Here is a 12,038-nt window from a genome sequence, read left to right as displayed (position 1 = left end):
TTGGGGGAGGGGGCTGGACCAGTCGCTGGTCAAGGCGCTGGAACAAGCGCTGAACGCCGTCCTTCGAGCGGTCCGTGAGCCCGCCGTGAGCCGTGGCCGACCGTGCCTGTGCGCCACGCCGTGGGCCCTCCGGACCGGGCCCGTGCGCCACGCCGTGAGCGTCCGGACCGGGCCCGTGCGCCACGACATGGGACCTCGGCATATGTCGTCGCGATGTCACGCGGTGTGACGCTTACCTCACTTGGTGGCGCGGAGCGATGGGAACCAGCCAGTAATGTCTAGCCTTGCCATGATCAATTCATGGGGGGAACATGTCAGGTGTGCTACTGCGTGAGCGCGGCATGAGGGGCGAGGGAAACCCGCCGAAGCTGAGCTTCCGCCTACTGGGTCCGCTCCACGTCAGCCGGGGCCCGGAAAACCTCGAACTGGGGCCGCCCAAGCAACGGGCCCTGCTGGCGGTGCTGTTGCTCCGGCCGGGCATGGAGACCGGGGTGGACCAGCTGACCGAGGCGCTGTGGGGCATGGAGTACCCCGCGTACGCGAAGAATCTCATCCAGAAGTCCGTCTCGGGCCTGCGCGGTCTGCTCGCGGCCGACGGCCACGGCGTCCGCCTGGAGTGGTCGGGCGGCGGATACCGGCTGGACACCGGGGACGCCGACGTGGACCTCTACACGTACGAACGGCTGGCGTCCGCCGGGATCGCCGCGGCCCGCGACGGCGAGATCCTCAAGGCGGCACGGCTGCTGGAGGAAGCGCGCACGATGTCGACGGGCCCGCTCGTCGAAGGCCTCGACGGACCCATGCTGGAGCGGGAGCGCCTCTACCGCCAGGAGCGCTTCCTGGCCGACATGGAGGTGCGCGCCGAACTGGAACTCGAACTCGGCAGACACCGCAACGCGGTGCCGTACCTCTACTACGCGGTGCACAAGTATCCGCTGAGGGAACGCTTCGTGTGGCTGCTGATGCTCGCGCTCTACCGGTCGGACCGCGGCAACGAGGCCCTCACGGTGTACGCGGACCACCGCGGCCGGGTGGTCGAGGAACTCGGTGCCGAACCGGGCCCGTCCCTGCGCGCGCTCCACGCCCAGTTGCTGCTGCAGGACCCTCAGTTGATGGCGCTCTCCGCGCTGCGGCAGGACAGCGGGGCGGCACAGGACGTGCCGGTGCCGTTCCCGGTCTCGCCGCTCTCCCGCCGCGGCCCGTTCGGCTGACGCACCACTGGGCACCACGGCGTAACGCCCCACCCGCCATGGCGTAACGCCCCACCCACCACGGCATGACGCGCCACCCGCACACCGGACGGGAGGGCGGTCACCTCACGCCACCCACCGGCCCGCGATCAGGCACGCCGGGGCGGTCACACCACCACCGCCACCGCGAACGCGGCCAGCGCCACCGTGCAGGCCGCCGCCATCACCGCGCCCCGGGGCGTCATCGGACGCGGACGGGCCGTCGCCAGCGCCCGCACCCGGCGATGGGACACCCCCAGAAACGCCAGCCACACCAGCAACGACAGGCCCGTGCCCACCAGCCCGGCCGCCGTGACCCCGTCGTGCACGGCCTGCTTGGCGGCGAGCACCGCGGCAACGGTGGCCGAGAGCGTCGTACGCCGCCACGCCAGCCGCGTCCGCTCCGGCTGGAGCCCCGGATCGCGGACGTCCACGGCATCGCCCGCCATCAGCCGCTCCAGCCGAAGAGGACGACCACCACCATCGCGACCGCGACCAGGCCCACGGCCAGGCTCAGCACCGTCGGGAAGCGGCTGACGGGCAGGTCCTCGCCACGCCGCATGGCCCGCTCGCACCGCACCCAGTGGTTCACCGCCCGCAGCGCGCACAGCGCCCCGGCGGCGAGCAGCGCGAGGGCCATCCCGACCCGGACGCCCCAGCGCAGATCGGGCAGGAACTGGTCCACCGCGAACCCACCGCCGACGAGAGCCAGGGCGGTACGGATCCAGGCGAGGAAGGTGCGCTCATTGGCGAGGGAGAACCGGTAGTCGGGCGTCTCGCCCTCTTCCCGGATCCGCTGCGGCGCGAACCACAACCGCAGACCCCGCACGAATTCGCTCACATGATCAGCCTACCGGCGCGGTACGCCCGCAGCCTTTCGTACGCCGCCAGCCCGTCCGGCACCCACTCCCACTCGCCCAGCCGCTCCAGGAGCTCCCGCTCCGGCAGGAACGCGTGCCACGCGACCTCCTCCACCTGGGGGTCCACCGGCAGTGTGCACCGCACCTCGTACACGGCCGACCACCACGACCCGCGCCCGCCGCCGTCCTCGTACAGGAACTTCATCAGCGGTGTGGGCCGCGGCAGCCCGCGCACTCCCAGCTCCTCCTCCGCCTCCCGCAGCGCCGCCTCGTCGTAGCTCTCACCCGCCCCGACGACACCGCCCACGAACATGTCGTACAGGGACGGGAAGACCAGCTTCGTGGCGGTGCGGCGGTGGACGAACACCCGGTCCTCGGCGTCCCGCGCGAGGACGAAGACGCACCGGTGGCGAAGGCCCCGCGCGTACACCTCGCCGCGCGGCAGCCGTTCCACCACCTCGTCGTGCTCGTCGACGACGTCCAGGATCTCTTCCGCGGGCGATTTCATGCCGCCATGAAATCACCGCCCGCCTGTTGACGTGTTACCGCCGCGTACCGAAGATCGGAGCACCCTGCTGACAAGGATGAGGACCCATGGCGTACGACGCTGATGTGATCGTGATCGGGGCGGGCCTCGCCGGCCTGGTCGCCACCGCCGAGCTGGTCGACGCCGGGCGCAGCGTGATCCTCCTCGACCAGGAGCCCGAGCAGTCCATCGGCGGGCAGGCGCACTGGTCCTTCGGCGGCCTGTTCTTCGTCGACTCGCCCGAGCAGCGGCGTATGCGCATCCGGGACAGCCACGACCTCGCCCTCCAGGACTGGCTCGGCACGGCCGGCTTCGACCGCCCGGAGGACCACTGGCCGCGCCAGTGGGCCGAGGCGTACGTCGACTTCGCGGCCGGCGAGAAGCGGGCATGGCTGCACCGGCAGGGCGTCCGGTTCTTCCCCGTCGTCGGCTGGGCCGAACGCGGCGGCTACGACGCCACCGGGCACGGCAACTCGGTGCCGCGCTTCCACATCACCTGGGGCACCGGCCCGGGCCTGGTCGCCCCCTTCGAGCGGCGCGTCCGCGCGGGCGTCGCCAGGGGCCTCGTGACCCTGCGGTTCCGTCACCGTGTCACCGGCCTCGGCCGCACCGCGGGCGCCGTCGACACCGTCAGCGGCGAGATCCTGGAGCCGTCCGCCGCCGAGCGCGGCACGGCCGGCAGCCGGCAGGTCACCGGGGCGTTCGAGTACCGGGCCCAGGCCGTGATCGTCACCTCCGGCGGCATCGGCGGCAACCACGACCTCGTCCGCGCCCAGTGGCCGGAGCGGCTCGGCACCCCGCCCGAGAAGATGCTCTCCGGCGTGCCCGCCCACGTCGACGGCCTGATGCTCGGCATCGCGGAGAGGGCCGGCGCCCACCACATCAACCGCGACCGGATGTGGCACTACACCGAGGGCATCGAGAACTGGAACCCCATCTGGGCCCGGCACGGCATCCGCATCCTGCCCGGCCCGTCCTCCCTGTGGCTGGACGCACGCGGCCGCCGGCTGCCCGTCCCGCTCTTCCCCGGCTTCGACACGCTCGGCACCCTCGAACACATCATGCGGTCCGGGCACGGCTACACCTGGTTCGTCCTCAACCAGCGCATCATCGGCAAGGAGTTCACCCTCTCCGGCTCGGAACAGAACCCGGACCTCACCGGGAAGTCCGTCCGCGGGGTCCTGGACCGCGCCCGCGCCGACGTCCCCGGGCCCGTCAAGGCGTTCATGGACCACGGCGTCGACTTCGTCGTCGAGAAGGACCTGACCTCCCTCGTACGCGGCATGAACGCCCTCACCAAGGAACCCCTGATCGACGAGGCCGGGCTGCGCCGCGAAATCACCGCCCGCGACCGGGAGATCGCCAACCCCTTCACCAAGGACTCCCAGGTGACGGCCATCCGAGGGGCCCGGGCCTACCTGGGCGACCGGCTGATCCGTACGGTCACCCCGCACCGCATCCTCGACCCCAAGGCCGGCCCGCTGATCGCCGTGCGCCTGAACATCCTCACCCGCAAGTCGCTCGGCGGCCTGGAGACCGACCTCTCCTCCCGCGTCCTCATGGCCGACGGCACCCGGCTGCCCGGCGTGTACGCGGCCGGCGAGGCGGCCGGCTTCGGCGGCGGAGGCGTCCACGGCTACCGCTCCCTGGAGGGCACCTTCCTCGGCGGCTGCCTGTTCTCCGGCCGCGCGGCCGGAAGGGCGGCTGCCGAGGCGACCGGCTCCTAGGGAGCGTCCGCAGAGTGTCGGCGTCCGCCCGGAGGGCGCCGCGGGCCGGGCGGGACTTCGCGGACACGACCTGGGCGATGGCCGCCGCGCCCGGCGGTGTCCCGTGGTCCCGCGCCACCGCGCGTCCCTCGCCCCGCGCCCCGGAGGGGTGCAACACCCCACTGCCCCGGCCGACCGGGGTGCGGGTCGGCCGGGGCAGCGGCGGTGGGCCGGTGTCAGGGACAGTTGACCATGGGGTCGCCGGTGTCGCGGGTGCAGGAGTCGAAGGAGAGACCGCCGTCGAGGTTGTCGTTCGCGCTGACGCCGTCGGTGGCGGAGAGGGTGTCGTTCCCCTCCTCGCCGTTCAGCGTGTCGTTTCCGGTCCCACCCGTCAGGGTGTCGTTGCCGGTGTTGCCGTTGAGGGTGTCGTTGCCCTCGTTCCCGTTGAGGGTGTCGTTCCCCGCCGCACCGCTGATGGTGTCGTTGCCGCCCAGGCCGGAGATGGTGTCGTTGCCGGGGCCGCCGTTGATGGTGTCGTTGCCCGGCGTCGCCGCCGCGAGGCCGGACCTCCCGGCCGGGTCGTCGCCGACCAGGTGGTCGGCGTGGGGACCGCCGTGGAGCAGGTCCTTGCCGCCGCCCCCGTACAGCGTTGCCGGGGCGTCGACGTTCGGGGAGACCGTGATGGCGTCATCGCCGTCCTCGCCGTCGACCTGGACGGCGCCGGGCAGAGGGCACTCCGCGGTGTGCGGCGACCTCGACACGCAGGGCGCCCCGGCGCGTACCACGGCCGCGGTGTCCGACACCAGGACGACGCCGCCCTGCCGGCGGACGGTGATGTCATTGGCGACGCCCTGGTCGGCGCTCACGAGCAGCGTGCGGCCGGACATCTCGACCACCGTGTCGCCCGCCCGGGCCCGGGGTGCCTCGGCGGCGAGCGGAGCCGCCGAGGCGGAGGTGGCGGTCAGCGCGGCGCAGAGGAGCGCTCCTGCCGACAGGATCAGGTGGGTTCGTCGCACTGCCATGTCTCCGCGTCTCCTTCGTCGTCGTGGTACGTGGGTGACGGGGACGTCCCCGCCCCGTGGGCCGCCGGTCACGGACACTCGGTGACGCTGTCGCCCAGGTCGGCCGAGCAGCTGTCGGTGTGGGTGCCGCCCTGGACGTAGTCGTTGCCGCCGGTGTCGTCGACGGCGTTGAGGTTGTCCCGCCCGGGACCGCCCTCCACGAAGTCGGTGCCGCTGCCCGCGACCACCCGGTCGTGCCCGTCGCCGCCGCTGACCACGTCGTTGCCGGCGCCCGCGTCGATCGTGTCGGCGCCGTTGCGGCCCTCGATCGAGTCGTTGCCGGCTCCGCCGAAGATGCGGTCCGGGTCGGCGGCTCCGGTGAGGGTGTCGTTGCCGCCTCCGCCGGAGAGGAAGTCGGCCCCCTCGTCGCCCTCGAGCGTGTCGTTGGCGCTGCCGCCGTAGAGGCTGTCGTCGCCCGCGCCGCCGATCAGGGTCACGCCCGGACTCGCGAGGAACGACGTGACGTTGTCCGCCTGGTCGCCGGCGTTCACGACGAGTTCCGTGAGGCTCCCCGCCCCCGGGCAGACGACCTCGGAGGCGCCGGCCTGGACGCACGCGCCGAGGGCCACGACGGTGTCCCCGGTGTCCCGCACCCGGACCGTGTCGCCGGCCTGCCACACGGAGATGGAATTGCCCAGACCCACGGCGGCGGTGACGGTGACCGACGTCCCGTTCCTGCTCACCAGCGTGCCGGCCGCGGACCGGTCCGGCGTCCGGGGCCCGGGGGCCGCGCTCGCCGGGAGGGTGAGGCTGAGTGTGCAGCCGAGCACCACGGTCATCAGACTCGCGGTGCGCAGCCCCGTGCGGAATAGCGCCTTGGCCATGATCTGCCTCCAGTGAAGAAGCGTGCGAGGACATAAAGCAGCCGATTCGGTGCCGTTCAGATCTGGTTGACCGTTGATATTCTTCGCTCTGCGCACGGTCATGTTCGTGCCGTGCGACGCATGGGTATTTCCGTGGTCAACCAATAAGCGTTTCCTGGTGCCGGGCAGCGGAATTCTGCCCGCGCGGGACCGGCCTGCGATGTGTCCGTCACCTGTGCCGACGAGGGACGACGCGTCCGGCAGCCGTCCGGCTGCCGGACCTGAGTATGCCGTGTGAAGGCCTTGTGGAGGAGAGGGTTTAACGCCACTGCCGGAACAATGCGGAAAGCGCTGTGAAAGGCGGCTCAAGCTGTGGGAACAACGCCATGACGGCGGAAGCACGCTCAGGAAAAGGTGGCAGAAACGCGTGCGTGGTCCAGTGGCGCGCGGCGCTGCGGAATCAAGTCACGGCGCTCGCCCGGTGGAGAGTGGTGCGGCGTCCCTTTCGTGCCGGCCGGGGCTTCGCGGCAACGACCTAGGGCGTCCCCTCGGGCACCGGTGTCCCCTGGTGGTAGTACAGCCGCCAGGCCCCGCCGGCGTCCGGGTCCCGGCGCCACAAGGAGCTGCGCCGGGACCGGCGGCCCGCGACGACCGTCTCATACGTCAGGTGTACGAGGTCCGGGGCGAGTTGGACGCCCGTCATGCCGGACACCTCGTGGTGCGGTCCTTCGGACGAGCCGCCCTCCATCGCGGGCAGTGCGGCGAGCATGGCTTCCCGGGTCCACCGCCGCCCGGACACGCCGACCTCCGTGAACTCCGGGTGCAGCAGCCGGGCCGCCCGGACACGTGACGTCCGTACGGCCGGTTCGAGGAGCCGCAGTTCACCGGCGACGGCCTCGTCGACACCGGTCACCGTCACCGCAGCCGCTCCACGACCCGGAACCGCTCGGCGACCACCATGGTGGTGTCGTCGACCGTGAAGTCCGGGTCCCCGAGGGCCTCGCGCATCTCGGCGCTGTGCCAGAACTCCTCGTGCCCCGCCCGCCATTCGGCGACCGACGTGTACCCCTCGCCCTCGTCCAGGGCGTGCCGCAGGTCCACCTCGCCGAGTGGCAGCACCCGGACCTCGGTCAGTTCCAGCACCGCGACCTCGCGTCCGTCGGAGTCGATGAGTGCCGACCGCTCGCCCACCGGCGGGAGTTCCTCGCCCTCGGCCTCGTACTCGACGAGCAGTCCCGTCGTCGAGACCTTCTCCCCGGACAGCACGGCGGTCACCAGTTGGTCGCGCAACGGTCCGGGGAAGGCCAGCAGGTAGGGCTTGAGCTGTTCGGGGTTCGCCATGGGGCGACAGTCTGGCAGGCCGCCGCCCCGGCTGCGACGGAATACTCCCCGGCTACAGCACCAGGGACAGCAGCAGCACGAACACGATCCCGACGACCGAGATGATCGTCTCCATCACCGACCACGTCTTGATCGTCTGGCCCACGTTCATCCCGAAGTACTCCTTCACCAGCCAGAATCCGGCGTCGTTGACATGGCTGAAGAAAAGGGATCCCGCACCGATCGCCAGCACCAGCAGCGCCGCGTGCGAGGTCGACATGTCGGCCGCCAGCGGTGCGACCAGTCCGGCCGCCGAGATGGTGGCCACGGTCGCCGAGCCGGTGGCCAGCCGGATCGCCACCGCGATCAGCCAGGCCAGCAGCAGCGCGGGGATCGCCCAGTCCTCGGAGAAGTCCAGGATCATCCGGCCCACGCCCACGTCGATCAGCGTCTGCTTGAAGCCGCCGCCCGCGCCGACGATCAGCAGGACGCCCGCGATCGGGGCGAGCGACGTCTCGACGGTCGAGGAGATCCGTTCCTTGGAGAAGCCGGCCGCCCGGCCCAGCGTGAAGATGCCCACCAGCACGGCGGCGAGCAGCGCGATCAGCGGTGAGCCGATGACGTCGGTGACCCGCTGGACGTGGTTCTCCGGGTCGTCGACGACGATGTCCACCAGCGCCTTGACCAGCATCAGCACCACGGGCAGCAGCACGGTCGCCACGGTGGCGCCGAAGCCCGGCCGGCGCTCCACGTCGTCCGAGGTCCGTTGCGGGATCATGCCGTCGGGCACCGGGACGTCCACCCAGCGTGCCGCGTACCTGCTGAACAGCGGTCCGGCGATGATCACCGTCGGGACGGCGACCAGGATGCCCAGGGCCAGTGTGACGCCCAGGTCCGCCCCGATCGCGTCGATCGCGACGAGCGGGCCGGGGTGCGGGGGTATCAGGCCGTGCATCACGGACAGACCGGCGAGCGCCGGCACACCGATCCGCATCAGCGAGTAGCCGCCGCGCTTGGCGACCATGAGCACCACCGGGATCAGCAGCACGATGCCGACCTCGAAGAACAGGGGCAGCCCGATCACCGAGGCGATCAGCACCATCGCCCACGGCATGGCGCGCCCGCCCGCCTTCGCGAGGATCGTGTCGACGATCTGGTCGGCGCCGCCCGAGTCGGCGAGCAGCTTGCCGAGGATCGCTCCGAGGGCGATGAGGACCCCGACGCCCGAGACGGTCGCGCCGAGCCCCTTGGTGAACGACGCGATGGTGGCGTCGAGCGGGGCGCCGGCGAACGCGCCGAGCGCCAGCGAACCCACGGTCAGCGCCAGGAAGGCATGGAGCTTGAACCTGGTGATGAGCAACACGATGACGGCGATGCCCGCCAGGACGGCGATGCCCGACTGGACGTTGCCGGCCGAGGTGATCGGCTCGGTGGCGTCCGCTGCCAGCATCTCCACGTTGAGACTGGTCACAGGGGTTCCTCGGTCAGGTGGGGGAGTCGGTGAACCGGCGCAGCGCGGCGACGGCCCGCTCGGTGATGTCCTCGGGGGTGCCGGAGACGTCGACGGCCACACCCGCCTCGTCGTCCCCGAGCGGCTGGAGGGCCGCGAACTGCGAATCCAGCAGGGCGGTCGGCATGAAGTGCCCCTTGCGCCCCGCCATCCGCTCCTCGATCAGCCGCCGGTCCCCGGTCAGGTGCAGGAAGATCACGCCGGGCGCCGCCGCCCGCAGCCGGTCGCGGTACGCCCGCTTCAGCGCCGAGCTGCTCACCACCCCGCCGAGGCCCGCCCGCCCGTGCGCCCACTGCCCGACGGCGTCCAGCCAGGGCCACCGGTCGCCGTCGTCCAGCGGGACGCCGGCCGACATCTTGGCGATGTTGGCCGGGGGGTGGAAGTCGTCGCCCTCGGCGTAGGGCACGCCCAGACGTGCGGCCACCAGCGGACCGACGGTGGTCTTGCCGGTGCCGGCCACGCCCATCACGACGACGACGGGGGGTTGCTCCATGGGTGGTGCCTCGCTGTCTTCCTCGACATCGATCCGGACGCCACCGCGGCATCCGTCGCCGCACACTGAAACGCATCGGGTACGACGTATTCAAGAGCCTGTGACATTAAAGTCATACTTTTCCTGGCGGTTACGCTATGCACATGACGACACAGGCACAGGGGCTCCATACGCATGTGCTGGACACCCTGGGCCTGGCCATCACCGCCGGGGAGTACCCGCCGGGCAGTGTGCTGCGCACCGACGAGCTCGCCCAGCGTTTCGAGGTGTCACGCACTGTGATCCGCGAGGTGGTCCGGGTCCTGGAGTCCATGCGTCTGGTGGAGTCGCGGCGCCGTGTCGGGGTGACCGTGCGCGCCACCGAGCAGTGGAATGTCTACGACCCGCGCGTCATCCGCTGGCGGCTGGCCGGAGCCGACCGTCCCCGCCAGCTCCGCTCGCTCACCGTGCTGCGCTCGGCCGTCGAGCCGGTCGCCGCCGGTCTCGCCGCCACCCACGCCACCCCCGAGCAGTGCCGGGAGCTCACCGAACAGGCCCTCGGGATGGTCGCGACCTCGCGGGGCGGGCAGCTCGAGGCGTACCTCGTCCATGACATCGCCTTCCACCGCGTCGTCCTCAATGCCTCGGGCAACGAGATGTTCGCCCGCCTCGGCGATGTGGTGGCCGAGGTCCTCACCGGCCGCACCCAGCATCATGTGATGTTCGAGGATCCCGACCCGGCCGCCGTCACCCTCCATGTGCGGGTCGCCGAGGCCGTACGGGAGCGGGACGCGGTCCGCGCCGAGGAGCTCACCAGGGAGATCGCGACGGGGGCACTGCGCGAGCTCGACGTCCTCGCGCCGTAGTCCGACCCCTTAAGCTGCTCAATGCTGATTAACCAGTCGGTAACCTCAAAAACACCTCAGATCAGCCTGTTCGTGACATAGGCCACAGCCAAAACGGCGGCGAAGCCGTGACTATGTGCCCTGGCCTTCTATCGCGGTGACCACCTTCATCACCCGCGTACGGCCGGCTGATACCGCACGACCCCTCACAAAGGCGACTTCCAGATGAGTGACCGCACCATGCCTGCGGCCGACACCCCGAGCCCCGGATCCCCGGCGGCGACGGGCGCCCCCCACATCGACGCCGGTGACGCCGGTTACAGCAAGGACCTCAAGTCCCGGCACGTCAACATGATCGCCATCGGCGGCGCGATCGGCACCGGCCTCTTCCTCGGTGCCGGCGGCCGCCTCGCGGGCGCTGGTCCTTCCCTCGCGATCGCGTACGCCGTCTGCGGCGTCTTCGCCTTCTTCGTCGTCCGGGCCCTCGGTGAGCTGGTGCTCTACCGTCCCTCTTCCGGTGCCTTCGTCTCCTACGCCCGTGAGTTCATGGGCGAGAAGGGCGCCTACACGGCCGGCTGGCTGTACTTCCTCAACTGGTCGACCACCGCCGTCGCCGACATCACCGCGGCAGCGGTCTTCGCGCACTACTGGTCGCTGTTCAGCGACGTCCCGCAGTGGGTGCTCGCCCTCATCGCCCTTGCCGTGGTCCTCACCGCGAACCTGATCTCGGTGAAGTACTTCGGTGAGATGGAGTTCTGGTTCGCGATCATCAAGGTCGCCGCGCTGGTGATCTTCATGTGCGTCGGCATCTTCCTGGTGGCGACCCAGCACGAGGTCGGCGGCCACACCCCGGGCCTCACCACCATCACGGACAACGGCGGCATCTTCCCGCTCGGCATGCTGCCCATGCTCCTGGTCGTCCAGGGCGTCGTCTTCGCCTACGCCTCCGTCGAGCTGGTCGGTGTCGCCGCCGGTGAGACCGAGAACCCCGAGAAGATCATGCCGAAGGCGATCAACTCGATCATGTGGCGCGTGGGTCTGTTCTACGTCGGCTCGGTCGTGCTGCTCTCGCTGCTCCTGCCGTACACCGCCTTCACCGGCGGCCAGAGCCCGTTCGTCACCGTGTTCGACAAGCTCGGCATCCCGGGCACGGCCCACATCATGAACCTGGTCGTGCTCACCGCCGCCCTGTCCAGCCTGAACTCCGGCCTGTACTCCACCGGCCGCATCCTGCGCTCGATGGCGATGGCGGGCTCCGCGCCCAAGTTCACCGCCCGCATGAACAAGGGCCAGGTGCCCTACGGCGGCATCCTGCTCACCGCCGCCTTCGGTGTCCTCGGCGTCGGCCTGAACTACGTGATGCCCGGCGAGGCCTTCGAGATCGTGCTGAACCTCGCCTCCATCGGCATCCTCGGCACCTGGGGCATGATCATGCTCTGCTCGCTGATGTTCTGGGTCCGCGCCAAGGAGGGCAAGGTCACCCGCCCGTCCTACCGGCTGCCCTGGGCCCCGTACACGCAGATCGTGACGCTGATCTTCCTCGCCACCGTCCTGTTCCTGATGTGGTACGGCGGCGGCGTCGGCCAGAAGACCGTCAACTACGTCCCGCTCATCGCGCTCCTGCTGGTCGGCGGCTGGTTCGCCGTCCGCAAGCGGGTCGCGGCGCTCGCCGCCTCGCAGCCGCAGGACTGACCCCCCGGGGTACG

13 protein-coding genes are annotated in these 12,038 nt (G+C 71.0%); 4 read left to right on the top strand and 9 right to left on the bottom strand.

Features of this window, described 5'->3' with window-relative positions; translation table 11 throughout:
* Positions 1-311 precede the first annotated feature (311 nt).
* Entirely contained in the window at positions 312-1,211 is a 900-nt protein-coding gene (locus ACZ6C1_RS24800; protein WP_469243314.1) for an AfsR/SARP family transcriptional regulator, read from the top strand.
* Between the two features lie 146 nt (positions 1,212-1,357).
* Here the strand turns inward: ACZ6C1_RS24800 and ACZ6C1_RS24795 are convergent, their stop codons facing one another.
* Genes ACZ6C1_RS24795 through ACZ6C1_RS24785 form a run of 3 tightly spaced genes read right to left on the bottom strand, consistent with a single transcriptional unit; the run spans position 1,358 to position 2,597 of the window.
* A complete protein-coding gene (locus ACZ6C1_RS24795; RefSeq protein ID WP_469243313.1) occupies positions 1,358-1,678 on the bottom strand; it encodes a DUF202 domain-containing protein in 321 nt (106 codons plus the stop codon).
* Entirely contained in the window at positions 1,678-2,070 is a 393-nt protein-coding gene (locus ACZ6C1_RS24790; RefSeq protein WP_469243312.1) for a YidH family protein, read from the bottom strand. Before ACZ6C1_RS24790 ends, ACZ6C1_RS24795 begins: the two co-directional genes overlap by 1 nt.
* Positions 2,067-2,597 (bottom strand): NUDIX domain-containing protein, encoded by a 531-nt coding sequence (locus tag ACZ6C1_RS24785; RefSeq protein ID WP_469243311.1) that lies wholly within the window; start codon positions 2,595-2,597, stop codon positions 2,067-2,069. The genes ACZ6C1_RS24790 and ACZ6C1_RS24785 overlap by 4 nt, the downstream gene beginning before the upstream one ends.
* A gap of 86 nt (positions 2,598-2,683) precedes the next feature.
* On the opposite strand from ACZ6C1_RS24785, the gene ACZ6C1_RS24780 reads away from it, so the two are divergent.
* On the top strand, positions 2,684-4,342 hold the full coding sequence (locus ACZ6C1_RS24780; RefSeq protein ID WP_469243310.1) for an FAD-binding dehydrogenase: 1,659 nt from the start codon (positions 2,684-2,686) through the stop codon (positions 4,340-4,342).
* Positions 4,343-4,557: 215 nt separating this feature from the next.
* Here the strand turns inward: ACZ6C1_RS24780 and ACZ6C1_RS24775 are convergent, their stop codons facing one another.
* From ACZ6C1_RS24775 to ACZ6C1_RS24750, 6 genes are all read right to left on the bottom strand, one after another.
* Positions 4,558-5,343 carry a calcium-binding protein gene (locus ACZ6C1_RS24775; protein ID WP_469243309.1) on the bottom strand — a complete coding sequence of 262 codons (786 nt, stop codon included), beginning with the start codon at positions 5,341-5,343 and terminating at the stop codon, positions 4,558-4,560.
* Between the two features lie 68 nt (positions 5,344-5,411).
* The gene (locus tag ACZ6C1_RS24770; RefSeq protein ID WP_469243308.1) at positions 5,412-6,206 is read right to left on the bottom strand and encodes a calcium-binding protein; all 795 of its coding nucleotides are present in this window, start codon (positions 6,204-6,206) and stop codon (positions 5,412-5,414) included.
* Between the two features lie 514 nt (positions 6,207-6,720).
* Positions 6,721-7,104, bottom strand: coding sequence for a nuclear transport factor 2 family protein (locus ACZ6C1_RS24765; RefSeq protein WP_469243307.1), 384 nt, complete (start codon positions 7,102-7,104; stop codon positions 6,721-6,723).
* Positions 7,101-7,526, bottom strand: a complete 426-nt coding sequence (locus ACZ6C1_RS24760; RefSeq protein WP_469243306.1) for an ASCH domain-containing protein — start codon at positions 7,524-7,526, stop codon at positions 7,101-7,103. The genes ACZ6C1_RS24765 and ACZ6C1_RS24760 overlap by 4 nt, the downstream gene beginning before the upstream one ends.
* Before the next feature lie 52 nt (positions 7,527-7,578).
* Complete coding sequence (locus ACZ6C1_RS24755) at positions 7,579-8,976, bottom strand: GntT/GntP/DsdX family permease (RefSeq protein ID WP_469243305.1); 1,398 nt, start codon at positions 8,974-8,976, stop codon at positions 7,579-7,581.
* 13 nt (positions 8,977-8,989) lie between these two features.
* Complete coding sequence (locus tag ACZ6C1_RS24750; RefSeq protein WP_469243304.1) at positions 8,990-9,508, bottom strand: gluconokinase; 519 nt, start codon at positions 9,506-9,508, stop codon at positions 8,990-8,992.
* A gap of 143 nt (positions 9,509-9,651) precedes the next feature.
* On the opposite strand from ACZ6C1_RS24750, the gene ACZ6C1_RS24745 reads away from it, so the two are divergent.
* Together ACZ6C1_RS24745 and ACZ6C1_RS24740 are read left to right on the top strand one after the other, a co-directional pair.
* The gene (locus ACZ6C1_RS24745) at positions 9,652-10,353 is read left to right on the top strand and encodes a FadR/GntR family transcriptional regulator (protein ID WP_469243303.1); all 702 of its coding nucleotides are present in this window, start codon (positions 9,652-9,654) and stop codon (positions 10,351-10,353) included.
* Between the two features lie 204 nt (positions 10,354-10,557).
* On the top strand, positions 10,558-12,024 hold the full coding sequence (locus ACZ6C1_RS24740; protein ID WP_469243302.1) for an amino acid permease: 1,467 nt from the start codon (positions 10,558-10,560) through the stop codon (positions 12,022-12,024).
* Positions 12,025-12,038: the final 14 nt, after the last annotated feature.

This window comes from Streptomyces sp. NPDC041796 (assembly GCF_055590785.1).
Note: the sequence above shows the minus strand (reverse complement) of the source record. Positions and strands in the feature narration are given on the sequence as shown.

Bases quoted from the DNA above. Each gene is read 5' to 3' on its own strand.
- ACZ6C1_RS24770 (WP_469243308.1), bottom strand. From the start codon at position 6,206: ATGGCCAAGGCGCTATTCCGCACGGGGCTGCGCACCGCGAGTCTGATG.
- ACZ6C1_RS24780 (WP_469243310.1), top strand. From the start codon at position 2,684: ATGGCGTACGACGCTGATGTGATCGTGATCGGGGCGGGCCTCGCCGGC.
- ACZ6C1_RS24745 (WP_469243303.1), top strand. From the start codon at position 9,652: ATGACGACACAGGCACAGGGGCTCCATACGCATGTGCTGGACACCCTG.
- ACZ6C1_RS24740 (WP_469243302.1), top strand. From the start codon at position 10,558: ATGAGTGACCGCACCATGCCTGCGGCCGACACCCCGAGCCCCGGATCC.
- ACZ6C1_RS24785 (WP_469243311.1), bottom strand. From the start codon at position 2,597: ATGAAATCGCCCGCGGAAGAGATCCTGGACGTCGTCGACGAGCACGAC.
- ACZ6C1_RS24750 (WP_469243304.1), bottom strand. From the start codon at position 9,508: ATGGAGCAACCCCCCGTCGTCGTCGTGATGGGCGTGGCCGGCACCGGC.
- ACZ6C1_RS24775 (WP_469243309.1), bottom strand. From the start codon at position 5,343: ATGGCAGTGCGACGAACCCACCTGATCCTGTCGGCAGGAGCGCTCCTC.
- ACZ6C1_RS24800 (WP_469243314.1), top strand. From the start codon at position 312: ATGTCAGGTGTGCTACTGCGTGAGCGCGGCATGAGGGGCGAGGGAAAC.
- ACZ6C1_RS24795 (WP_469243313.1), bottom strand. From the start codon at position 1,678: ATGGCGGGCGATGCCGTGGACGTCCGCGATCCGGGGCTCCAGCCGGAG.
- ACZ6C1_RS24760 (WP_469243306.1), bottom strand. From the start codon at position 7,526: ATGGCGAACCCCGAACAGCTCAAGCCCTACCTGCTGGCCTTCCCCGGA.